Annotated in this window: 29 protein-coding genes and 1 pseudogene; 1 reads left to right on the forward strand and 29 read right to left on the reverse strand. The window is 49.1% G+C overall.

Annotation, left to right across the window (positions count from 1 at the left end):
• Nucleotides 1–122: 122 nt before the first annotated feature.
• The 8 genes from IAG03_RS05170 to IAG03_RS05205 all read right to left on the reverse strand — a co-directional run bounded on the left by IAG03_RS05170 (nucleotide 123) and on the right by IAG03_RS05205 (nucleotide 4,546).
• On the reverse strand, nucleotides 123–578 hold the full coding sequence (locus tag IAG03_RS05170; RefSeq protein ID WP_249318780.1) for a helix-turn-helix domain-containing protein: 456 nt from the start codon (nucleotides 576–578) through the stop codon (nucleotides 123–125).
• A complete protein-coding gene (locus IAG03_RS05175) occupies nucleotides 575–1,045 on the reverse strand; it encodes a helix-turn-helix domain-containing protein (RefSeq protein WP_249318782.1) in 471 nt (156 codons plus the stop codon). Before IAG03_RS05175 ends, IAG03_RS05170 begins: the two co-directional genes overlap by 4 nt.
• 157 nt (nucleotides 1,046–1,202) lie before the next feature.
• Complete coding sequence (locus IAG03_RS05180; protein WP_249318783.1) at nucleotides 1,203–1,571, reverse strand: hypothetical protein; 369 nt, start codon at nucleotides 1,569–1,571, stop codon at nucleotides 1,203–1,205.
• An 18-nt stretch (nucleotides 1,572–1,589) separates the two neighbouring features.
• The gene (locus IAG03_RS05185) at nucleotides 1,590–2,231 is read right to left on the reverse strand and encodes a ParM/StbA family protein (RefSeq protein WP_249318784.1); all 642 of its coding nucleotides are present in this window, start codon (nucleotides 2,229–2,231) and stop codon (nucleotides 1,590–1,592) included.
• Nucleotides 2,149–2,373 (reverse strand): hypothetical protein, encoded by a 225-nt coding sequence (locus IAG03_RS05190; protein WP_249318786.1) that lies wholly within the window; start codon nucleotides 2,371–2,373, stop codon nucleotides 2,149–2,151. The genes IAG03_RS05185 and IAG03_RS05190 overlap by 83 nt, the downstream gene beginning before the upstream one ends.
• Entirely contained in the window at nucleotides 2,370–3,359 is a 990-nt protein-coding gene (locus IAG03_RS14240) for a YecA family protein (RefSeq protein ID WP_283243013.1), read from the reverse strand. Before IAG03_RS14240 ends, IAG03_RS05190 begins: the two co-directional genes overlap by 4 nt.
• A 20-nt stretch (nucleotides 3,360–3,379) precedes the next feature.
• Nucleotides 3,380–4,144 carry a metallophosphoesterase gene (locus IAG03_RS05200; RefSeq protein ID WP_346726104.1) on the reverse strand — a complete coding sequence of 255 codons (765 nt, stop codon included), beginning with the start codon at nucleotides 4,142–4,144 and terminating at the stop codon, nucleotides 3,380–3,382.
• Between the two features lie 114 nt (nucleotides 4,145–4,258).
• Nucleotides 4,259–4,546 (reverse strand): type II toxin-antitoxin system RelB/DinJ family antitoxin, encoded by a 288-nt coding sequence (locus tag IAG03_RS05205; RefSeq protein WP_249318787.1) that lies wholly within the window; start codon nucleotides 4,544–4,546, stop codon nucleotides 4,259–4,261.
• Nucleotides 4,547–4,875: 329 nt separating this feature from the next.
• On the opposite strand from IAG03_RS05205, the pseudogene IAG03_RS05210 reads away from it, so the two are divergent.
• Nucleotides 4,876–6,067, forward strand: a pseudogene (locus IAG03_RS05210) (IS256 family transposase).
• A 161-nt stretch (nucleotides 6,068–6,228) separates the two neighbouring features.
• On the opposite strand, the gene IAG03_RS05215 reads toward IAG03_RS05210, so the two are convergent.
• From IAG03_RS05215 to IAG03_RS05315, 21 genes are all read right to left on the reverse strand, one after another.
• Nucleotides 6,229–7,500 (reverse strand): hypothetical protein, encoded by a 1,272-nt coding sequence (locus IAG03_RS05215; RefSeq protein ID WP_249318788.1) that lies wholly within the window; start codon nucleotides 7,498–7,500, stop codon nucleotides 6,229–6,231.
• Between the two features lie 195 nt (nucleotides 7,501–7,695).
• Entirely contained in the window at nucleotides 7,696–8,037 is a 342-nt protein-coding gene (locus IAG03_RS05220) for a hypothetical protein (RefSeq protein WP_249318789.1), read from the reverse strand.
• A 31-nt stretch (nucleotides 8,038–8,068) separates the two neighbouring features.
• Nucleotides 8,069–8,389, reverse strand: a complete 321-nt coding sequence (locus IAG03_RS05225) for a hypothetical protein (protein WP_249318790.1) — start codon at nucleotides 8,387–8,389, stop codon at nucleotides 8,069–8,071.
• Between the two features lie 168 nt (nucleotides 8,390–8,557).
• Complete coding sequence (locus IAG03_RS05230; RefSeq protein ID WP_249318791.1) at nucleotides 8,558–8,980, reverse strand: hypothetical protein; 423 nt, start codon at nucleotides 8,978–8,980, stop codon at nucleotides 8,558–8,560.
• Between the two features lie 107 nt (nucleotides 8,981–9,087).
• Nucleotides 9,088–9,657 (reverse strand): DUF6935 domain-containing protein, encoded by a 570-nt coding sequence (locus IAG03_RS05235; RefSeq protein WP_249318793.1) that lies wholly within the window; start codon nucleotides 9,655–9,657, stop codon nucleotides 9,088–9,090.
• Nucleotides 9,658–9,719: 62 nt separating this feature from the next.
• A complete protein-coding gene (locus IAG03_RS05240; protein ID WP_249318795.1) occupies nucleotides 9,720–10,532 on the reverse strand; it encodes a TPM domain-containing protein in 813 nt (270 codons plus the stop codon).
• 12 nt (nucleotides 10,533–10,544) lie between these two features.
• Complete coding sequence (locus IAG03_RS05245; protein ID WP_249318797.1) at nucleotides 10,545–11,639, reverse strand: TFIIB-type zinc ribbon-containing protein; 1,095 nt, start codon at nucleotides 11,637–11,639, stop codon at nucleotides 10,545–10,547.
• Between the two features lie 26 nt (nucleotides 11,640–11,665).
• Nucleotides 11,666–12,418, reverse strand: coding sequence for a hypothetical protein (locus tag IAG03_RS05250; RefSeq protein WP_249318798.1), 753 nt, complete (start codon nucleotides 12,416–12,418; stop codon nucleotides 11,666–11,668).
• A 66-nt stretch (nucleotides 12,419–12,484) separates the two neighbouring features.
• Nucleotides 12,485–13,066, reverse strand: coding sequence for a hypothetical protein (locus IAG03_RS05255; RefSeq protein ID WP_249318800.1), 582 nt, complete (start codon nucleotides 13,064–13,066; stop codon nucleotides 12,485–12,487).
• Nucleotides 13,014–13,880 carry a DUF4428 domain-containing protein gene (locus tag IAG03_RS05260; protein WP_249318801.1) on the reverse strand — a complete coding sequence of 289 codons (867 nt, stop codon included), beginning with the start codon at nucleotides 13,878–13,880 and terminating at the stop codon, nucleotides 13,014–13,016. Before IAG03_RS05260 ends, IAG03_RS05255 begins: the two co-directional genes overlap by 53 nt.
• A gap of 18 nt (nucleotides 13,881–13,898) precedes the next feature.
• Nucleotides 13,899–14,636, reverse strand: a complete 738-nt coding sequence (locus IAG03_RS05265; protein WP_249318802.1) for a zinc ribbon domain-containing protein — start codon at nucleotides 14,634–14,636, stop codon at nucleotides 13,899–13,901.
• A 579-nt stretch (nucleotides 14,637–15,215) separates the two neighbouring features.
• Complete coding sequence (locus IAG03_RS05270; RefSeq protein ID WP_249318803.1) at nucleotides 15,216–15,740, reverse strand: DUF3592 domain-containing protein; 525 nt, start codon at nucleotides 15,738–15,740, stop codon at nucleotides 15,216–15,218.
• A gap of 199 nt (nucleotides 15,741–15,939) precedes the next feature.
• Entirely contained in the window at nucleotides 15,940–17,355 is a 1,416-nt protein-coding gene (locus tag IAG03_RS05275) for an SPFH domain-containing protein (protein ID WP_249318804.1), read from the reverse strand.
• 62 nt (nucleotides 17,356–17,417) lie between these two features.
• Nucleotides 17,418–17,696 carry a hypothetical protein gene (locus IAG03_RS05280; protein ID WP_249318805.1) on the reverse strand — a complete coding sequence of 93 codons (279 nt, stop codon included), beginning with the start codon at nucleotides 17,694–17,696 and terminating at the stop codon, nucleotides 17,418–17,420.
• A 16-nt stretch (nucleotides 17,697–17,712) separates the two neighbouring features.
• Entirely contained in the window at nucleotides 17,713–18,600 is an 888-nt protein-coding gene (locus tag IAG03_RS05285) for a hypothetical protein (protein ID WP_249318806.1), read from the reverse strand.
• A 204-nt stretch (nucleotides 18,601–18,804) separates the two neighbouring features.
• A complete protein-coding gene (locus tag IAG03_RS05290; protein ID WP_249318807.1) occupies nucleotides 18,805–19,125 on the reverse strand; it encodes a hypothetical protein in 321 nt (106 codons plus the stop codon).
• A 31-nt stretch (nucleotides 19,126–19,156) separates the two neighbouring features.
• Nucleotides 19,157–19,513 carry a hypothetical protein gene (locus IAG03_RS05295; protein ID WP_249318808.1) on the reverse strand — a complete coding sequence of 119 codons (357 nt, stop codon included), beginning with the start codon at nucleotides 19,511–19,513 and terminating at the stop codon, nucleotides 19,157–19,159.
• Between the two features lie 306 nt (nucleotides 19,514–19,819).
• Nucleotides 19,820–20,767: a hypothetical protein gene (locus tag IAG03_RS05300; RefSeq protein WP_249318809.1), complete on the reverse strand. Its 948-nt coding sequence runs from the start codon at nucleotides 20,765–20,767 to the stop codon at nucleotides 19,820–19,822.
• A 20-nt stretch (nucleotides 20,768–20,787) separates the two neighbouring features.
• Nucleotides 20,788–21,171 carry a hypothetical protein gene (locus IAG03_RS05305; protein ID WP_249318810.1) on the reverse strand — a complete coding sequence of 128 codons (384 nt, stop codon included), beginning with the start codon at nucleotides 21,169–21,171 and terminating at the stop codon, nucleotides 20,788–20,790.
• Between the two features lie 248 nt (nucleotides 21,172–21,419).
• A complete protein-coding gene (locus IAG03_RS05310) occupies nucleotides 21,420–22,073 on the reverse strand; it encodes a response regulator transcription factor (RefSeq protein ID WP_249318811.1) in 654 nt (217 codons plus the stop codon).
• A complete protein-coding gene (locus IAG03_RS05315; RefSeq protein WP_249318812.1) occupies nucleotides 22,064–23,026 on the reverse strand; it encodes a sensor histidine kinase in 963 nt (320 codons plus the stop codon). The genes IAG03_RS05310 and IAG03_RS05315 overlap by 10 nt, the downstream gene beginning before the upstream one ends.
• Nucleotide 23,027: the final 1 nt, after the last annotated feature.

Genomic DNA, 23,027 nt, shown 5'->3' on the forward strand with positions numbered 1-23,027 from the left:
ACTTGTATTTTTACCATAATTTACTTGGCATATTCAAAAACAAAATGCTCATTGCCTCCGCCTGCAGCGAACAGGTCCACAGAAATTTCATCTCCCCGCCTTCATTGTGGCCGGGCCGCGCGTTACGGGAGTACCATTGTGCCCGGCCGGATCGTCGCGGTATACGGGAGCCACCCGTATATCAGTGCTCTTGGTTTTGCTCGCCACACAGACGGATAGCCGCTTCCCGGCTCGGAGATGTAGAGGATAAGCTGTTCAATTTTTAAGGTACAAGTAAGCACGGGTGGCCTTACACAGATAAAAACACATCGCATTTTCGTTTTTGTTGCCTCCTGCAGAAATTTTTTCAAAAAATTCGGCCCCGGTGTGATCCGGGGCCAAACATGCTCAGAAGCTGAATTTTGAAATGTTAATCGCAATATGCATGAGTAATATTGCTTCAGGTCTTCATCCAACTGACCGAGCAGATAGCTGTTGCTGTCAATCAGCGGCATATACAATTGCAGTATAACCTCAAGATCGCTGTGGGTTCCTGCCGCCGCACCCGTTAAGACCTTTCTGAACTCCTCCTTTGTCAATCCGCATCACCGTCCTTCATAAGCTGAGAGCGAAGCTTTTTCAAGGCTATGTTTCGTTGCTTACGCACATGACCGGTAGAGCAATTCCAGCGTTTAGCTGTTTCTTGCTCACTGAGCTCCTCCAAGAAAAGCAGCTCCATTATCCTGCGCCGCTTCAAAGGCAGCTCAAGAAAAGCCTTTGCTAAGCGCTCTTCCTCAAAATCGTATGGAGTCGGCTTTATCATCCCGCGAATCCATTGCTCCTCGGGGTCATCTATAACCAGTATGGATTCCGGAATCTCGTCATATGACACAATCTGCGGATTTGCAATACGAACCGTCATTTCGAGACTTGGCTTTACCCGACCGTTTTCAATCTGACCAATGTGGCTTGCGGTGCATCCGCACTTTTCCGTAAAGTCCTCCTGCCTGAATCCCTGCGTAACACGAAGCCGCCGAATATTTTGTCCTAAAGTCTTGTAGTCCACTGCACATATCTCCTTAAACATATTTTAGTGGACTCCGCGGCGAAAGTGAAGAGCGCATAAATTGCATACATGCACCATAAGTGTGCTATTCGGATTTTCCTTAGATTTATCCCACCTTAAAAGTAAATAAGTCTGCCTATAGTACCAGCAGACTCATTTATGCTGAATTAAACATGTCCAGATTATCGAGCATTTTGGTTATATCCTCTTCCAAAGCCTCGGAAGTTCCACTCATTGAAGCATCCGCTATAGTTTCGGTTGTATGAAGTTCAGATAGCTTTTCCTCCACGATGCTCCGTATCAACCGTTCCATTTGACTGCGGTCGAAGGCAGGAGCAGCCTTAACCTCTATTTTACTATAACCGGACTGTAACTCCGGATGAGCATTGATATAATCACGCAACGCCGAAACAATGATTGTACTTTTTCTGTTGCCCAGGTTTTCCAGCAGCTCGCCGACACGAATCTGATCTTCGCTGTCGGCGCCGAACTGCAGCGTAAATCTATATTTTCCGTCTTTTCTCACCGCCTATCACACCGTCCTTTATGCAGGACGATGGGACAGCTGCACTCTGCCAAGCATTTCATACCCAAGCGCATTGGCGTTCGGGGATTCCACAAAGTCTGCCTTTGCGACAAACGGAGAAGCCTCCAGAAACGGCCTGAGAAGCAGACTTCCGCCGCCGATGAACACCGCCGGATTGGAACGGAGATCAACCTGCAGCTCGCGCAGCTGGTTGAGAATATCCTGCGCATGAAGCTTGGTTGCACCGCGGATCGTCTGCTTGACATCATCCGGCAAAATCGTATCCTTCTCGGAAAGGACTGCACTGATATGCTCGTCCTCGATGCGCATATCGTGAAGCGCTCCGACTTTTCGGATGATCTCGTTGTTCATAGTGATGATACCGGTTTCAAGCGAACGGCAGAACTGCAGATCGGGTCTGCCGTTTTTGAGGAGCAGCACATCCGTCGTATAGCCGCCGATGTCAACAACGAACACTCGAAGCATATTGACTACCATGCTGCTTTTCGGAACAACGGCCGCATATGCCTGCGGGAACACCATAACCTTATCGATCATAATGCTGTACGGCTTATCCTTATAAACAAATTTGATAATGCCGTCCCGTTTGAAATACCGAGCAAATTTGTCCTTGAGTACGACGTAATGCTCCAGCGGCAAGAGCTTTTTCTTCCTCCGTCATATCCGTCATCAGAGAATCAGCAAGATAAACGGTCTTGCCGGTCTTTGTGTCCCAGAAGCTCGTGAAGACTTCATTTGCTTCTTCAATTGCCTGAATGACCTGTTTTAATGGGGTCGTCATTTTCCGCAGCATCTCTTGTACTTCTTGCCGCTCCCGCACGGGCAGGGATCATTGCGCCCGACCTTCTTCTGCTTCTCTGGTTGAGTAACCGGCGGCTTGATGTCGGCAAGCTGCTTCAGAAGGTCAAAGCGTATCGCTTCGCTCGGCAGCTCCATTGTGAGGATCTGCTTGTGGAAGTCTTCAATGTCCATTTCTCCGGTTTGGAGGAATTTGCGGATGTTCGGTCCGAGGGAGACCGACTTGAGCCGTTCTTCCGGAGGCGTCATCTGCATCATCTCGTCCGGCGTATAGCCACGGTTGCAGGGCATCCGCGTCGTGTTATGAAACGCACTGTACAGGGCGGTGAACCGTTCCACATCCCGTTGGGACTTGAGCCGAACACCCAACTTCTCCAAATGTCCGAGAACATCCGACAGTTGGACGGCAATCGAACGGACGCCGAACAGAAACTCTTCAAAAACAGCGGCTTCGCGCTCGTCGCTCAGGTTGCAGCGTTCTTTCAGGAATGTCCGCAGTTTATGCTTTTCCGGCGTGTCTTCGCAGTAGAAGGGATCGTCATATTCCAGCAGATGCTTTTTGTCCGGCACATAGTAAGGTTTGTCCTGCTGGCTACGCTTCGTCTCCATGAAAAGGTCGATGGAATCACCAATTAGGGTAACATCAATGATCTCGCGGTCAAGAGGCTTTATGTGCTTGGCATCCGTGTAAAGCTCATCCCCGCCCAGAATGTAGTAGTCCTCGCACTCATGACGGGCAATTTCCGCAAAGGCAAGAAATTCGTCTTCCGTTACCAGCTTCGGGCTGAGGGAGAAGATGATCTCCTTCGCCTTGTGCAGCGGGATAATGCCGTAGAGGTTTGCCATCGCATTGAAATATTTGCGCAAAAGGCGCGAGGTCGTGTCTTTTAACAGAATTTCCCGATAGCGGGTATTCAGTTCCCGGCGGGTGTATTCCTCCGGAAACTCGATGTATTGTTCCTTGCTCATGTCTTTCTTACCCCGCATCATTAGTTTTGGCTCTTGAGTTCTATCAGGACTACTTCCGGCCGATTATTGAATCGAAACGGAATAATGCTGTTTCCAAGGCCACAGCTTACGATCATGTTTGTGTGATCCTCCGAGTAAAGCCCTGCATCATATTTTGGAAATAGTCCCTGATTCGGTGCAACCAGCCCACCGATAAGCGGCAGCCGGAATTGACCACCATGCGCGTGCCCACTGAGGACCAAATCAATGCCATGATTGACATAGGTATCAAACAACTCCGGTCTGTGAGAAAGCAGGATCGTAAAACCGGGATCTTCCGCAGCAAGCTCTGAAAGTTTTTTATCGATTACCGCAGCATCACCCGTCAAATAGTCTGCATGGAAACTGGGATCGTCGACGCCTATAATGGTAATGCTTTCCCCGAAAACTTCGATTTTAACCTGTGTATCGTCCAAAACCGTTACTCCGGCGGCCTCCAGACCGGTCTTCAAATCCTGATATTCCGAAACCCTTGCTTCGTGATTGCCGGAGACATAGTAGCAGGGTGCGAATTTTACGGCTTCTTTCGCAAAAGCCAAAGCAACGGCAATATTGGTCTTTCGCGAGTCGATCAAATCTCCGGTTATTGCGATCATATCCGGTTCTGCTTTCCGCAGCATATCCAGAAGCCGTTGATTTCCTTCACCGAACTCCGCATTGTGCAGATCCGAAACCTGTGCGATGCGATAACCGTCAAATGCGTCCGACAGTTCACGGCTGCTTATCGTGTATGTATTCAGTTTCAATGCAGTGTTCCCCCATGCAGTCCAAACAATTAGAGCGAGGAATAGGCCGGCGAGAACACCGATTATCTTCTTTTTCGCGGACACTTGCTTAAACATAGTACGGTATGGCATTTTTTACACCTGTTTTCTCGCTTCGGCAATTTCAGCATTGATCTCATCCAATGTCATATCGGCGACGTCATTTTCGTCAGCTATACGACCGGCAGCTTTCATTGTCCTAACCGCTTTGTTATCCGACAGGTCATCAAGCTTCATAGAAAACGGAATACCATTTTCCTGAATCAGTCTTGAAATGCACATACGCATATATGTCTGAAGGTCAATACCGAGCCTTTCACAAATCTCCATCGCCTTGATTCGGGATACCTCTTCAGTGCGGAACTGAATTAAAGAGTTTGCCATAGCCGATCGCCCCTTTCATATTTACAGTATATGCTGTTTTGTCATCAAATGCAAGCATGTGTTTGCAATGTTTGCTGTCCGGAAGCGTGAAATAATTGCAAACAATAAGCAAGCCGAGAATTTTTCTGTCTCAGTACCGGCGTGGATGAAATTTTGCCACATGAAAGCTCTGTATCCATTCATGGTTGCCTATTTCTGCATACGATCCATTTGGGCTTGATAAGGTAAGATAAGTTGCGCAAATTGAAACGAGCAAAAAAGAAGACATCGCTTGCAGGCTCTGGTAGAATGAAGTCACAACACAAACATTCGAAAGGAGACAGCAAACGATGTCCGAGAAAATTGTACAGCTAAATGAGGAACTAATCAGGGGTCAGATTAAGGAATTGGTCCGAAGCAGCGCGGAAGAAACCCTGAACGAGCTGCTGGAAAAAGAGGCATAGTCCCTGACACAGGCGGCCCGCTGCGAGCGCAGCGAGGCCCGTCAGGGCTATCGCAGCGGCCGCTATGACCGCTGCCTCACCACGACCTCCGGCGGTGTCACGCTCCATATGCCGCGGCGCAAGGACGTGTCCTTCGAGAGGGCCATCATCGAACGGTATCGCCGCCGGGAAAGCAGCGTGGAGGAGGCCCTCATTGAAATGGACCCGGCAGGCGTTTCCGTGCGCCGTGTGGAGGACATCACCGAAGTCCTGTGGGACAGGCAAGGTCTCGCCCGCTGCCGTCAGCGAACTGAACAAGAAAGCCTACGTCCACATTGAGTACTGGCGGAACCGGCCACTACAGGGCGGACGGTATCCGTATGTCTGCGTAGATGGTATTTACCTGCGCCGCAACTGGGGCGGAGAATACGAAAATGTCGCCATTCCGGCGGCAATTGCCGTGAATGAGGACGGGTTTCGTGAGGTTCTGGGCGCTGCCGAGGGGATGAAAGAGGACAAGGCCAGCTGGGTCAGCTTCTTCCAGCGGCTGCGCGGGCGGGGTCTAGACGGCGTGAAGCTCATCGTCGGCGACAAGTGCATGGGGATGCTGGAGGCCGTGGGCGAAGTGTTTCCGGAGGCCAAATACCAGCGCTGCATCGTGCATTTCTACCGCAATGTTTTCTCCGTTGTGCCAAAATCAAAGGTCAAAATTGCAGCGAAAATGCTCAAGGCAATCCACGCGCAGGAGAACAAGAAAGCCTCCCGCGAGAAGGCAAGAGCTGTTGTTGCCGAGTTAAAAACAATGAAGCTGAAGGAAGCCGCCAAGAAGGTTGAGGACGGCATCGAGGAGACGCTGACCTGCTGTGATTTTCCCAGCGAGCACTGGACGCGTATCCGCACCAACAATGTGATCGAGCGGCTGAACCGTGAGATCCGCCGCAGGACGCGTGTGGTGGGAACGTTCCCCGATGGAAACTCTGCGCTGATGCTGGTCTGTGCAAGGCTGCGTCATGCGGCGGGAACGCAGCGGGGCAACAAGAAGTACATGAATATGAAGCATCTGGAGGCGGCTTTGAACGACGTCCCTATTGCCGGCTGACTTCATTCAGCCGGAGTCTGCAAACCTTTTTGCGCATAATTCTTGACAGTACCGATCTGAAAAATCCATATCATAAAGGCTGTTTCTAATCAGATGATTCCGTATTTTCCCATCTGTCAAGAAAAGATTTCGGTATGTTTTCTAATCCTAAAAAGGAAAAATCATTCACTTTTTTCCCAATAGGGATAGTCCGAAAACACAAACTCTCCTGCGGCTTTTTTCTCTGTCGGCAGATCAACATAGAGCTTGCTGCCGCTTGGCGGCATTTTCACAGCAATCACAACTGTAAATTTTCCGTTGCCTTCATCCCGGACGCAGTCCACACAGCTGTTGTAAGAGGCTTCACCCTTGCGCTTTTTACAAACCACATAGACATCGCCTTTATATTCAATCAGTTCTTTATCAGCAACAGCACGGTTCAGCGTTTTATCGGTAAATTCCTCCGAAAAAACCTTTAAGAATTTTTTGCGAACACTTTCGATCGTGTTTATATAATCATACGGAGGAAACATAGGCACATAATTCTTTCGTTTGAACCGTACAGGCTTCGCGCTACCCGGATACTCACCTGCAAAATTCAAGTTCAGCCAAAGGCTTCTCGCTTTATCTGCCATTTCCCTCGCATCTGCGTAGTATAGGACTGTTCCGTCCTCAGGATAAAACTCATACCCGTTTACACCGCGAAGACTTTCAATTATGGCAACCTTATCGTTTTCATAATTCTTCCAAAGCCCCAGCGCCTCCTCCGAAACCTCAGTCGCATAGGAGACAATGGCGTAATTATCCCGGGCCGTAATAAACCGCACATCCTCCCCGGATATAAGCCGACCGGCCTCTATTCGCCCCTTATAAGAATCCGATGCATAGCCGTATGTATCGCTGTCGATTATAAAAAAGGTGAGCTCGCCGCCACCGATCTTATCAACGAAAAATTCCACCTGGTTTTCGGAAAAGCTTGCCGTAACGGTACCCACCCAGCTTTCCGGCAGTGTGATCTCATAGGTGCCTTCGGAAAACCGTACCGAGTTTATTTTTTCGGTCGTTATGAGCTTACAAAGCTCTTGAGCAAATGACGAATAGTTTTCAGGAAAGCTGTTGGTTCCCTGGGCGTTTATCTCCGTCCCGTCCGCCAACACGACCTCAAGGTGCATACCGGTGCCGTCAAGAGCCTGGGGATCGTGCCCACGAAAGCCCGCCCATTCCGCTATTTTGTAGTTGCCGAATACTGCGCACAGCTTTTGAAAAACGCTCTCATCTGCGTCAATTGCGCGAACGACATTGCGGCATTCCACATTCCCGGAGGTCTTATCATCCCACATTTCCGTGCTGATGTAATACTCCAAATGAACGCCGTTCTCCGTTTTGTATCCCTCGTAAACACGACGCTGCGCCGTCATATCGGTTTGCACCAGCCTAAAGCTTTTGAAATCCATAGGATCCTCTCTGTAATAATTATTACTACAATTATTATGTTTTGAAGCGCAAGCGGAAATGGATACAAAAAAGATGAATACCAAGATAAAACATAAAAGTAGCTTTTTCATTTATCCTTCCTTTCCGAAAGGTACCGAAGCCCATTCGGTGCCTTTCGGAAAGAAGCTTGCAGCAGCAAGCCTCTCCCGCATAGACTATGACATTTTCGGAAAACCGAGATTGTATGCGCCGCAAGCGTAGAGCTTGCCATCCTTAAACCAGACATGCCGCACTCTTGCTTTGCTTTTTGCAGCATACCATGAATAAATCTGCGCCTCCCGCTCAGCATCGTAACGGTACTCCGAAGGATCAACATCGATATGTGCAATCACATCCCCAAGGGTAAAATCGGCCTGTTCTGCGGCAAAGAAATAATTCAATCCTCCGAAATAATCCTTGAAAGTTTCTTTCAAAACCGATTCATCGGCTCGATTTTCGCTTACCGTCTGCGTTTCTGTTGATTCCAGGTTGAGGTTATATGGATTATCAACATTCATTGTATCACCTTCACCGTTGGAAAGAGTCTGATCAGACTCTTTCCAGAAGAATCATTCCGTGTCCATACAGCAGACAGCCGTCCTCGGTGACCGGAATCTCCGCAAAAGAGTCAGCCTTTTCCCCGAAAACCTCGCCCTCGATCTTCGTGTCGTAATAGAAATTGCCGTCCGCTTCTTTCCATGTGGTGCTTTCGACGGGGGCATAACCGTCCTCGCGGACAACCGCTCCGTGCTTGGCAGCCTCCTCGCGCATTTCCTCCGGCACAAACATGAGCGTGTTGAGCACACCGTCCTCGGCAAACTCCGTCCGGTACTGCATCAATTCGGCGCTGCCCTCAAATCTCTCATCCACCGGCGGGTTATCGGATGTAAAATCCTTCTCTCCGTCCGGTGTGGGTACACGGATCTCTTTTACTTTCCAAATTCCGCGAATATCTATCTTTATTTTCTCCTTACCCTGATTCGGTATATTCCGAAACTATGCTTAATCCGGCAACCCGGATTCCTGGATATAAATGCTTTATGCGACATGTTCTTTCTTGTTGAACACAGCACCAATAATGTAAATAACCGGCAGGACAAGACCAAGTATCAGAGAAAATGCACTGAAAGAACCTCCGCCAACAGAGTTCAGTATGGTGCCTGCAACGCTAAGTACTGCTACAATAATACCCCACACAATGCAGCTTCCGGCTTTATCCGGCTTCTTGCAGTTGGCTACACCGATAATTCCGGCAATCAATTCTGCAACCGCACTGACAATCATCACTATAACGGATGTATAAAGCAACGCCGATGAAACGGTTCCGTCACTGATATACACAAGGGCGGCGACGCCAAGTGCCGCAATGATACCCAAGATAACCGAAATTGCTCCGCCGATGATCATCAAAATGCCTGTTACTTTCAAGAAACCGGATCCTTTTGTTTTTGTTGTTGTCATAGTTAAATCCTCCTGAAATAAATTTTTATCTAAAACGGCCAAACGGCTGTTTTATTTGATGTAATCGGATAAACGATTAAACGATCCTAAATATGCTCTCTTTCTGCTTAAGCCCACGGATTGGCAGCCTTCGGCGTGCGCACACCGGTCAGCAGATACTGCTCCCACAAAAACCACTTGCCGTCGCTGCCCCGCTGGCGCATCTTGATAGGGCGGGGATCGTCTGTGCCGCCGCAGGGGATAAAAAGCTTCATATATCCCTGCTCCTTGTCGGACACATGATTGCTCTCAACGGTGATCGTATACGGTTGGGTGGGTGTGTAGTTGTTGTCCGGTGTGGAACCGGCAAAATAAGTGAAGGGCAGGTAGGTCTTGCCATCGCGGAAGCGGTCGTTCAGGAAAGAAATTTCCTGTCCGTTCAGCAGACGAGGTCCCCGCAGCCAATTCAACATCTCGGTGCCGATGCTTTTATCCGCTGCATAGGCGCACAGAGCAAGAACCGTAAGTGCTGCCGTTTTGTAGGGCGTGTCGAGGCTCGCCTCGGGTAGCGCCTGCATTTCGGCAAGGCTCTCCGGCAGTGCTGCAAAGGTAAATGTTTCCCGCTTACTGCCCAGGGATTGTGCGGCGGCATTTACCGCCTGCCCGGCTGTGCTTTTCAGTTTGTCAAAAATACTCATGTGTTATCTCGCCTTTATAAAATATTTTTATTGCTGCTTTTTTCTTGCGGGCGAAGATAGCATTAGAATTTGCCTCCTCCGCCGCCATGGGTCGAGCCGGAAGAAGAGGTGTGCGTGCTGCTCCCGCCTGAATCGTTGTCTTTCGGTTTCGCAGTGCGTGTGACAGTGTTATACAAGAACAGATCCCGGCTCTCGTTAATGTTCAGACTGCCGTCCTTTATGTAGCTGCTTGCAGCCGCCTGAAAACGGACCGTTTTCAGCTTTGCTTTCATCCTGCCCACTATGATGAGGGATAGGATAAAGCCTACAATGATGGCAATGGGGATCCAAATAAGGGAAAGCGGCTCCTTGGGTAGATTCTTTATATCATAAGGCTCGCCAGTTCTTGCCTGTGTGATGAAGTCATCGCAAAGATCGGCGAATTTATCAAAGGCACCCGCAAAATTACCGTCGGACAGCTCTCCCTTTATCTGCTTGCCGATATACTCAATGCCTTCGTCCGTAAAGACTGTAATGCCGTAGCCGCAGGTGGATATGTACCAGTCATTGTCCTCGACGCTGATAAGGAGTAATGCGCCGTCCTTGCTTTCACCGTAACCAAAGTTGCTGTAATCGTAAATATCATCGGCATAGTCCCGCGGGGTTTTCCCGTTCAACGTGTCAGTGGTCAGCACAACAATATCCATTTTCTGACGCTCGCTGAGCTCATTAAGCTTTGTCACAAGCGATGCTTCCTCGTTGTTGGAAAGCAGCCCCGCCAAGTCCTGTACGCGCTCGTATTCACTTGCAAATCCGTCCGTCTGCGCAAAAGCGGGACTCGCTATACAAAGGAACAGAACAAGTGAGAATAACACTGTCAGTACTTTCTTTTTCATTCCGTCCCCTCCTTAAATCAGCCCCATCAGGTGCAACACCCACGCAATGCCGTAGGAAGCCGCTGTGAATATCGCCGCCAGAAGGAATGTCCAGCGCGTCGCCGCAGCTTTATCCACCGGCAGATCGCCGACGAATTTCCCGGTCTGCCCGTTCATGGCAAAGATATATTGGTTGCCGTTCCATGTGGTGTTCAAAAGCCACACCGGATAAAGCGCATACCGGGCCTTTCCGCCATGGAACTGCACATTGGTGTTTTCCGGCGTAACGGTGGTATACCCTTCTACCGTCTCGGCGAATACCTCCTCAGTAGACCGCTTGACCCGCTGGTTTGCCCGGTCAACGCTTTCCTCGGCGGTCACATCATACTTATCCGCCACATAGCCGGCAAGATAAGCCGTTTGGAAATGCACCGCATCCGAAATATTATACGGCTCAATGGATTCCATCAGATCATCTGCCATTTTGGACGAGCCGTCCACCGGAACATGCTCAAAGCCAACGCTGCCGCCCCGATGCACCAAAAAGTGGCTGGTTTCGGTGTAATTGTAGTCGCTGTCGCTCCATGTATGGACCTTTGTGGCACGATAACGCACCTGTGCGTCCACATCGGTGTCGAAAAGCCAGAAGGGAACATAGACCCCCTTGATCTCGTCGATATGGTTCTGATCCTTGAAAATCTTAGGCAGCAGCCGCTTGCCGGTCAGGTGCTTCATTAATCCCGCCTTTGCCGCCTTTTTATCCAGCTTGAACGGAATGACAAGATCCGGCTTGAGAGCGCCCGAGAACTGACCCATCATCACCACGGGATTGCCGCAGAAGGGGCAGGCGGTAGCCGCCGTGTTGGCATCGCCTACGATCTCGCCGCCGCAGGATTTACACACATACGAGCGCAGGCCGTCGGTTTCTCCCTCCTGCCAGTCTCCTCCGGCAGTGGTTTCCCATTCCATATTGTCAGATTTTTCGCTCTGCAGCTCGGTGTCGTAACCCTCCAGCGTCTCCATTTCAAACTCCGTGTCGCAATAAGGACACTTCATTTTCTGGAGCGTGCTGTCAAAGGCTATCGCGCCGCCGCAGCAGGGGCATTTATATTCCTGCAAGGTTTGCATGAAAAGATCTCCTCTCTTAAAGAATTTCACCCATTAAATGCCGCAAGGGCCGCATCTGCTTTCTGAATCCATTCGGTGCGGTCGCCGTAGATTGCGGCATCCAGGGAGTCGATTGCCTGCGCCGCCTTGTCGCCGGCATCGGCCTCTCCCTTTACCGCGGCAGAAAATCCTGCCGCTATATCCTTAACCGCAGTCATCTGCTGCTTCCAAACATTTGAGGCGTTGCCGAGTGTATTCTGTATGCCGAACAGTGTATCAAAATGTTTTTTAAGATTTTCGAAATCCTTAAAATTATTCATGGGGAGAACAAACTCGTATAGGCCCTGCGTATTGGTAAAGCTGAGCCTTGCAAAAGGCTTCTTCTCGGTCTTATCGCCGTTTTTAACGAGCTGCTCCTCATACTTATAGCTGCGCAGGTCGGCAATGCGGTATACACAGGCACGGGTGGTCTTGCCGAACATCATAAACTTGTAATCGTTCTGGATATACGCCATCAGACCGATATCCTCCGCCACATAGAGATAGGTGCCGAAGCGCTTCAGTTTTTTGCTCTTATCCTTTGTTTTCTCCCGCGGAATGAAATAGTGCTGCCACAGCTTGGTGCCGCGCTCCACCTGTGCAAGATGCGCCTTGACACCCGGAAGATTGCTATGCACATAGTCATATGCCTTGAATCCCTTTTTCCTGCAATTCTTGCGGCATATACAGTTGCCGTCCGACAGCTTTTGGGTTTGGATCAGATTGATGTCCGCACCACAGATAGCGCATTGATTAGCCATAATTTTCCTCCTTTTTCCGACAGCGTCGGTTTGTTTTCTAGTTTTCTTGCTTTGACAAGATGATGTTCAGTTCGTTGCTGTATCCGGCGGAGTGTCTGCTGAACTTTCAGCTGCCTCATAATACCTGTCGGCAAGCGCATAGAGACAGTTAAGCGCCCTGTCACCGAGCATTGTTTCCTTCTCTATCGTGTTTCCGTCAGAAAAGGTCATTCCGGAACTGCGTGTCGGTGCATCGGAACTGTTAAAAATTCGTATCCGATTACGGTACCCGCAAAGCCTCTCAGTCTCGCCGTCCTCACAGATGATACGAAAGAAACTCTCCGCATCCTCTGCTGTTATCGGGAACGCGCCGAACGAAGTGTAATGATCCTTCTGACTTCCCACAAGACAGTCTGCAGAGAATAACCAGCCGTCTTTTTCTTTTTTCAGGGCGAAGGAATACACAGGGTTCATTTCCGTGCCGTAATAGGCGGTACTGATTAAGACGATATCATCGGAAGTGTATTTTTTACTTCCACCGCAGCCGAAAAAACCGAAAACCGGCAAGAGAGCAAACACAACCGTCACAACCTTACATACGGTGTTCTTCATTGCTTTATTGAAGCGGTCTGCCGCACTCCGGACAGAATTTCGGCAAACCCTGCCCATCCGCCGGTCTCCACCCGCAATTTGTACAGCCAGAGCTGACTACAGGCTTGGGGGCGCCGCAGTTTGCGCAGAATTTTCCGCTGCTTTGTGCGCCGCAGGACGGGCATCCCCATGTCTCACCGCCCATTGCATTCGGCGCGGAGGCGGGTCTTTCCGGGCGGATGTTCGTGTTATCCACCCGATTCATCATGCCGCTGCCGTCCCAAACCCGGTTTCTGTTATCCCGGCGCATCAGAATATCCGCAAGCTCGTGCATTTTCTGCTCATATTGACGGTACAGGTTCGTATAGGGGCTGTCGGGGCGGTTACCGTCGCTCAGCTCCAGCTCGATCTCGTCAAACCAAGGGGAATCCACTCGAATCGTCACATTGAACTCATAGTCGCAGGCATAGCGGGGCGGTACATAACTCTTCTCATTTCCCTCGGAGTCCTCGTAAAAAATCTCCTCCTTATTCTCCCGGATATCCGTGTTCACCCCCAGCACCTGGGAAAATGCAATGAGGTCGGGGTTGCTGCCGCGCCAGTTGGAGGCACCGGTAACGATGAACCGTTTCCCTATAGGATCGATGTATACCTTTTTGCTCCCGTCGAAGGTGATCGATGGAGCAAAGTCGGCAAGCCTCTTTTCGTTTTCCGCACGGTAAGCAAGCTGGCGCTTAATGTCCTCCACGGTCGAGTTCCGCCGTTCGCTGAAAAACGGCGAGAGCTTTCTTGCACAGTCCTTACAGAGATTTCCGTCCTCCAGTTTGCGGTTTCCGAGAAGTCCGATTTTCTCGCCGCAAATGTCGCAATATTTTTTGTCAAACAGTCCCACAATGTGATCCTCCGTTTATTATTTGTTTTTTTGTACAATCCATTTTGCATTGTTGACCTGTAAGCCAAACCCGCAGAACGAACAACAGTGGTTTTCATCAGGCATAAAATTGGCGCCGCAGGACGGGCAATCCTTTTCGGTAAAGAATTCGCCGTCCGCTTTTCGTCTTTCGGGATATCTTGCCCTTTGCATGATCAATCTCTTTTTAAATTTTTTTGTATACGGCTTTTGATTTTCGGGAAGAAAGGTTTTTGTTCCGAAAATGTCAGCCGTAACGGTTGTTGTTTCTTCTGTGTGGGCAACTTTTAAAAGCTTAATCGTACCAACGCTGAAATCAAGCAGGTCTTCGTCGTTTTCATTCTCCCAAAAGTGTTCGTTTAAGCAGGCTCTGAGAAAATTCTCGGAATATCTTACGATTTTTCCGGCAAGCTTTTCTTGCTTGATTCTCCCGCAGATAATCGGCGTGATGATTCCTCCGAAAGCCAGAACCGCTGCACCAACGCCGGCCGCAAGGGAAATCTCGGTGTCCTCGATTAAATATAAGCACAGAAAGACACATAAGAAAAGTATGGAGCCGGACACAAGAAGCTGTAAAAATCTTTTCAGGTTTGTACTGATAGATTCATAAATCTCAAACGCTTCAGTCTGCCAATCGTAAAACTCGTTTTTAATAACGGCGCCGCAGTATTCACAGGTAACCTGCTGACTGTCAAGCTTGACGCTTGCACCGCAGGACGGGCAGGTTATTCTTAACATATCGTTATAATAGCTTTTCTTATTTTCTTTTTGATCGGTGCGGCGAACGTGTCTTGACTGAAGTATTCTGAGATATGAATTCTTACGGTATATCTCACTCTGAACTATGTTGTCTTCGGTTGACGCAAAACGCTCAAGCGTGCTGCACATTAAAACAGATTCCCGCCATTCTCTGCCGTCATCGCTCCATGTTTCAAAGTCATTTTTAGGAACGGGAACAACATCCGTAACGTAAATTTTGCGGCAAAGCTTATTCCTATTAAGTCTGTTGATTTGACTGACGATTTTTTTTCGGAATGCCATATCCATTCTTGCCGGAAGAAGGTCTTGATCCGCATTCCCCAGCGGTATCAGAATTTTTTCAAAGGCTTTTTTTATATCTCTTCGGATTTTTGAATCCTGAAGGGGAGTGTCCTTTTTCGCAAGCAGTCTTTCCAGTTTAGCTTTTTTAGAGTTTTTGGAACTGTATTCCGAAAAATCTATGGTAAGTATTCTTTTACCGATATAGAATGTACATAATATCGCAAAGGAAGCCGCAATAATCAGTGCTACTGATAAATTCATAAAAGCACCTCTGATTTATTCCTTGCTGATCATTTCGTTTTCGCTTTTCTTTTTTCGGTTGTCTTTTACAATGTCGCATATCATTATAACAACAAAGAACAAACCGACGGGGATTGCCGCACAATAGAGCAGAAAATCAACGGGATTTCCCTCAGGAGAAAGCTTGTAATCGCCTTTTGAGGTTTTATAAACCTCGACATCTATTGTGTCGCCTTTTCTCAATTTATCATAGGTGTATTTTCTTGCGTAGCTGCTCGACCAGACACGTTCTTCATATTTTCCCTTATAGGTTTTTCCGTCAATAACATATGAAACTTTAAATTTATATGTTGTATAACGAACATCACCGGAATCATCCTTATCGTCTTGGGTTGAAAAGTCAACAATGACAGCGGAAATTTTCCGTATATCGGTTGAGCTTTTATATTCCCTGCTGTCGATTCTGCTTGTAACAATTCCGATTACACCCGCAACCATCAAGCAGATGCCGGCGACCATGATAAATATGGTCATTTTAATGTCTTTATTTCTTTTACTCATAACAGGATCTCCTTTTGCAAGCAAATATAAAACCACTCCTTAACAAATCATACGAAAAATTCTTTGTCGTTTCGCCGGCAGGGAAACTTATCCTGCTGCGCAAAAACCTTTCGGCGGTATGAACGGCTTTTTTGCTTAAGCCGTTCATACCTAACCGAAATAACACTTCCGTTAATACGGTTCCCTCTAAGCGGCAGTTTTATTTTTTATCGTTATCGTCGAATATATCTCCGCATTCGGGACAGAACTTCGGCGGATTAGTCGGATCCTCCGGCTCCCAGCCGCATTTATCGCAACGGTAGAGTGGTGCGCCCTCGGGTTTCTTGGCACCGCAGTTCTGGCAGAACTTGCCCTTGTTCACCGTGCCGCAGGAGCAGGTCCAGCCGCCTTCGTCCGCGGGCTTCGGGCTGCCGCACTCGGGACAGAATTTTCCGGTAGCCGTAGCGCCACACTTGCATTTCCATGCGCCCGCCTGCACGGGTTCCGGCTTTTTGGCACCACACTCCGGGCAGAACTTACCCGTGACGGTTGCTCCGCAGGCACATTTCCAACTGTCCGCTGCAGGAGCTGCCGCCGGGGCACTGGGCTGCGCCTGCTGCTGTTGCTGCTGCCCCATAGCAAACAGGTTCTGTGCGTTCATACCGCCGCCTGCGTTCATCGCCATACCCATACCCATAAAGCCGGTCATCGCGCCCGCTTCATTGGAAGCCGCCGCTTTCATCGCATCGGCCTGTGCGCCCACCAGCGTAGCCGCCGCCATGGTAGGATCCCGCATGATGGCCATGCGCTGCGCCTGCTTGATCATCTCCGCATCTTCCGGCGGAAGCGTGACAGAGCCTAGGGCAATACTGACGACTTTGAGTCCGCGCAGTTCTCCCCATTTTGCGGAAAGCGCCGTATTCATCGCTTCTTCCAGCTCCGTATTATGGCTGACGATCTGATTCGGGCGCATCTCCAAATCGGAAAGTTTGCCAAACGCCGGCTGCAGTGCGCTGATAAACTCGGTTTTGAGCTGACTGTCCAGTTCATCCCGTGTATATTCCTGCTCCACATTGCCGCATACATTGGTATAGAACAGCAGCGGGTCGGCGATCCGATAAGAATACACGCCGGAGCAGCGCACCGAAACATCCACATCCAGGCCGATTTTGCTGTCGACCACACGGAACGGAATGGGATTCGGCGTTCCGAATTTGTTATCAATCAGTTCCTTTGTGTTGAAATAGTAGACCCGCTGATCTTTGCCGGTGTCGCCGCCGTAAGTAAAGCGTTTGCCGATCGTCCGAAACGTCTCTTTGATGCTCTCGCCGAGATTGCCGGAGAAAATAGACGGCTCGGTAGAGGTATCATATGTAAATTCACCGGGTTCGGCGCAAATTTCCACAACCTTGCCCTGTTCCACAATGATCATGCACTGTCCGTCTGCCACCGCAATACCGGAGCCGTTTGTAATAATATTGTCGTTTCCTCTCGTATTGGAAGAACGGCCGGTAATACGCTTTTGCCCTTTTGTGACAAGCACCTCTTTCGGCATGGATTCACAATAGAAAAATTCTTTCCATTGATCCGCAAGCGTGCCTCCCAACGCACCGATTCCCGCTTTAATAAGTCCCATGATAATTGCTCCTTTCCAATTTGTAAGAATGATCTGTATATTCCCCGACCGAAGCCGGCAGATTATCGTTTATTTTCCATACTCCCTACGGAATATGGATTTTTGTTTTCTTTCGGCAAATCGTACGCCGAGCCGCATTTACCTGCCCAGCCGATAAAGGCCATCCACATCATCAAATATAAAATCCACGCGATAAATGCCCCGACCGACCACCACACCGATATTTTCAGCCAAAAATGCAAAACCAATAAAATCACAGCCGGCAGCAGTCCTTCAATATTCATCAGCATATTTATGAAGAGACAAGGGAAATAACTGCCGCTTCGTTTTGAATTGCGCATTTTTTCTCCTTTTATCTTACTCCCTCCCGAGAACCGCCCATGTATCGCTCACTGCATCATAGACATAAATGAGATTGTCGCATACGCCGTAATAATGCTCTCTGACAAACTGCTCCTCGCTGTCGGTTCCCAAGGCAAACAGCAGGCAGGGACGGCCCTCGATCATCTGCGTATCCCCGGTATATATAATCTTCATTCCGCTTTCGACAGCGTTCTTTACCTCGTCGGCTTCAAGAAGAATTTCTGTTGCAATTTGAACCGAACGCTCGTCGGGTGTTTCCTCGTATATTGAGAAATCGTACACCCCTGCGATCTCCTGCAGGTGCCCGTTTTCCATAGACAGCGACGGGCGGAAGTCGATGGCGCCACCACCGTCAGTAGCGGTAACCAGCACATTGGAGTATATTTCGCTAAGGTTGCACCGCAGCAATAGCGGCTCGCCATTTTTTCCCTCATACAAAGGGGAAGTCCGATCGTCGGTATATTGACCGTCTTCGGTTATATCTGAGGCATACACGGTGATTCTGCCTTTGTCACAGGGCGGCACGATTGCGTAAAGCTCCTGTCCCTCGGTCAAAAACATCGGTGCGTTCAAAATAAAAGGATAAGTTTTTCCGACTTTGCCGTCAGTAATATAACTGCGCAGCTCCGCTTCGGTGCTTTGGCTGTCCACATAGCCGATAAAAGCGACGCCCGCGCCCTTGCTATGATAATTTATCTTCTGCTGTAGCGTCTTTAAAGCAACGTCTTCCGCATTTGTGTTCTTCGGTTGCTTGACGGAGCTACTGCCGGGAATCTGACTTCCATCAGGGTATGAGGTCTTTTTTTCGGGCAATACCACGCATCCGCATAAAGAGCAGGCAAGTAATACTGCTGTAAAAAACAGACAAAATACTTTCTTCATACGCGATCCTCTCCTCTTTCAAAATTATTCCGAACAATACCCGCTGAACCTGACTGATATCTGTCGTATCAATTGAATTGCCGGATATATATCGGCAACTTTCAGTCGATATTGACGGGGAGATATCTCTCCGATTTATTTTTCAAGTTCCGGTATCCGCGCGTATGATCACAGAGCGGAAGTCTCAGCATTAAGACAGAATTTTTACCCAAGAAGATTTACTTTTTTGGCGTGAGAATTTATTTTGTTAACGTCCGCCGTAGATATCTTTCCGTCGCCGTTGACATCCCCCAGCAGATGAATCTCCGCGTTTTGAGTCTTCGTGCCGGAGGTCACTGTCACTGAATACTCACGGGTGACATGATTTTTCTTCGACACCTTCATGGTGTAGGTGCCGGGAGTGACGCCGGAAATAGTATAGCTGTCGGAATTTCCATTTGCGGTGGTACTGTACGCCGCCGCAGAGGAGCCGCTCCTAAACAGCTGCACCGTCACCGGGTCGGTGGCGGAATTATAGCTCTTCACCGTGCCGCTGAGCGTCCCGACGGCGCTGGGGTCAACCACCTTTATAGGAGTGATACATCTCCCAGACAGGCCCGTCTGTAAAGTCCACGTCTAGCATCCATGCGGTTACACTCTTACCGCTCACCTTGGACTCTTCCCAATTTTTCGAGTATACCTGACCCTTTTCTTCGCCGCCCTCAAATCCGATCCGAAGATTGAGGGTATACTCTTTTCCGATCTCAAATTTGTCATATATCCCCATTGGTTTGTGGTCGGGGCCCAGCCATTGCATCGACATTACCTTCATATTTTGCGGCAGGCTTGTCGGTTTATCATAGCTGGCATAGACAGCGGGACGGTCTCCCGCCACAGGCTCCTGTATGCGGATATTGGTCCCGTATTCCTTCATCCCGCTGGTTGCCTCTAATCCGCGTTCAGTCCGGTATTTCTGGTCTTCTATCGGTGTGTAGTCGAACCAATCGCCCCCTTATAGACCGTGCTGTATGCAAGCGCATCGTGGACTGTTCTGTTGCCGTAGCCCGCGGGCCGTATCACCTTTACCGAAGCGTTCTCGGGGAGATAATAGCCAAAACCGGGCTTTACATCGAAGTAGATATAATACATACCTTGATCGTCAATATAACCTGCCTCTGCGCCATATTCGCCATAGCCGGAATCGTATACCAGCGGATCTTGGAAGGTATCCTTTTTCGGCTCATTCGATACGATCTCCGTAAAAACGGAGTCGGCGCCGTAGCGGAAGTTTTTGAGCGTACCGCGTACATCGGTCAGCCTTCGCATTGCCACAAGGTCGATAACGAGACTTTGGGGAGAACCATTGGAGATTGATCTTCCTGTAACCTTTGTATGCTGCACATTCAGAGTAACTCCGTCGTCTGCCGTCGCAACCGCCGAGCCAAATTCGTATCCGTGCCGTGGTCTTATATAGAAGTGCTATAGTATACGCATCCGAAACGGAATTATACTCCCACTCGGAGGGGATCCCATCCCATGTCGGATTGTGATAGCATTTCGCCAATGTATCCGGATGCATGGAAATCTTGTGGGCGGCGCTGGTTGCTTCGGTAAATTCGCCGCCCGCCTGCTGAAGTTTTACATTCCATATGTAGCGTTTGCCGCTGACCGATTCGTTCATCCGCACATCAAAGACGATACGCGTCTGATAAAGGACTTCCGCATCTATGATCCGATAATCCTTCAGTAGACCCGTAAATCTGAAGTTATCGTTGTCCGGATCGGCCGCCGACTTGCAGACCCAGTAGAAATCCACACGGTGTTTTCCGGCGCGGTCCACATAAAAATCATGCAAATAGGCGGCTTCATAGCCCTCGGCCAGAACCGGATTACGAAGGCGGGCGAAGAAAAAGAATTTAATTCTTCCTGCATCCTTCAGCTTTTGCATCCACTCAGGCATATACAGGATATCCGCAGACATCTCATAGCCCAAGCCTGCCAGCAGATCCCTTACCGTCTGCCCACCCTTCACCTCCTGACAGTTGAGGTTGAAGCGTATCCGCGGGTCATCGTTGCCGTGATTCAGGATGAGATCATAGCGGCCGCTGCTGAAAAGGGTACCATTAAAAGAAGCATCATTACAGCCAACAGAAAACGAAGTCCTTTTCGTTTTTTCACTGTATTTCACCCCTCTTCCTTCGTGACTGATCACATCGCATAAATCTGATCCATCAAATATTCGGCGGTCATAGAGCCATAAAAAAACTGGTCGATGATACCGTTTTTCTTCGCATCGCGTATATCCTTCGCCGCCTGTTTTTCGGTGTTGGAATCCACGATGAGGGCTATCTTGCAGTCGGGGCACGTCGCCTTTACCTCGTCCCGAAGCTTCATCCTTTCACAGAGTAGCCAAGGCGTATAGGCGGTAACTTCCATTACAAGGACAAACGGTTTGTACACGCGGCACAGTTCGACAGTATCTTGCGGGGTCTCCGCACGAATCACGTCGATATCATAGTTCGAATTCTTGAAAGCAGCCGCTATGGAATCGCCGAACAGAAAATTCTGCATATCGACCACAATTTTTTTCATCGAACCATACCCCCTTTTTCTTCATGATATATCCGATGAATTTGCTTCATCTTACTTTCCGGCATTATTATATCAAGAAGAAAAGGCGCTGTCTGTCCTCAAAATCGAGGACAAATGCAGCTTGAATTGTAAACAAATTGTGAACTCATAACCATTTTTACTTCAGACAACAGCAAATCCGCCCTGCTTTTTATAAGCCGGGCGGCTTTGCGCGAACACATATAACTATATCGTTTGTTACATATATATTAAGTCTCTTTGTGTTCTTCATACCAGCATCCGGGTACCACCATGCGTTTGCCGACGGCTGCAATCATCAGGCGATTGCGGTTTGCATATCCTGTTTTTTCCAGCATGCGGTTAATGTAGGTCCGTACCGAGGATTCGGCCACATTCAGTTTTTCGGCAATCTCGGTGTTGGTTTTCCCCTCACAGAGCAGGCGCAGGGTCTCCATCTCGCGGTCGGACAGTTCACAGGAAAGCGTATTGCCGAGCCGGACAGTCGGTACACTGTCCGGCCAGAAGTGCTTGCCGGAAAGAGTGCCATCAATTACTCCCACAAGGTCACCTGAAGGGGAATCCTTATACCAGAAGCTGTCGGCGCCGATCTTTTTTGCCCGATCAAGAAATCGTCCCTCCAGCATAGATGTCACCATAACGATCTTTATCCTGGGATAGAACTTCTTAATCGATTCGGCAGCAGCCAGACCGTCCGAGTCACTTTCGGTGCATATATCCATGAGAATCAGATCGATGTGACCCTCGCCGCAGCGGCAAAGCGCCGCATCAGCACGTGTCAGCGTACCCGCAACCTCGCAATCTGTGCACTTCTCCACGCAGGAGCACAGATATGTTCTCGCCAGTGCCTGATCTTCAACAATCAATATTTTCCTTATAGCCATGGGTTCCCTCCCGAATTTCCATGTTTCGGCATCTCAATCGCCAAAGAAAACTCCGGTAAGCTCTGTACTGTCATCTTTCCGCCCGAATTTTCTATCCTGTGGCGCAGATTGGTAAGGCCACCGCCCTCTGTAATCTTTTTCTCCGGCGGTTTTCCGTTATTGCGTATCATGACTGTATAGCTGCATTCGTTTTTCCAAATATTCACAGAAATCTCGGTCGCATTGGCATGCTGAATAGCGTTGGTTAAACAGACCTGCACGGCGGTGTACATCAGCTCCGCCTCACCATCCATCAGGTCTTCGCCTCTTATCCTCACGGTCACGCCACTCGTCTTTGCACTGTCAAGCAGCTTTTCCTTTGCCGACAGACCGATTGCATCCCGAAAGGGAATGACTTTCTCCCATTCACGGCACACAATATCCGCATCAATACCATCAAATTCTCCTGTTATGTACTGTTTCGTAAGTGTAATGCAGGCGGCAAGGTTGTCGTGCATGGAATATTTTGCGTCAAGTCGCTCCTTTTCCCGCGCTAATGTCCCGACATTATCGGAAAGCTGCTTCAATTTCTCCGAATCCTCCTCCAGTTTTCTGCTGTCGTCGGTAAGCTGCACCAAGGCGCGCTGCAGCTCGGTAACATCGGCGGCGGTGAGCTGTATATAGCTCTCCCCATATCGATCGGTGACCTCAGTTTTTTCAAATCTCCATACCTTTTTGTCCGGAAACCGATAAGTATTCTCTACATCCGGAATCTGTACAATGCCATTTGGAAGAGCAGACAGTGCTTCCTCCACCTCGCCTAAATACTGCATATCGCTGTCAAGCAGCTGTCTGCTCAACTGATACATCTGCCGGTTGCAGAGGACGATACTACCCGTGCTATCAAAAAAACATGCGGCAGTGGGAAGTCGGTCAAAGCTCTCTTTGATGGCATTAAAACCTAAGCGTTTCATT

Source organism: Yeguia hominis (assembly GCF_014384705.1).
Lineage (GTDB): Bacteria > Bacillota > Clostridia > Oscillospirales > Acutalibacteraceae > Yeguia > Yeguia hominis.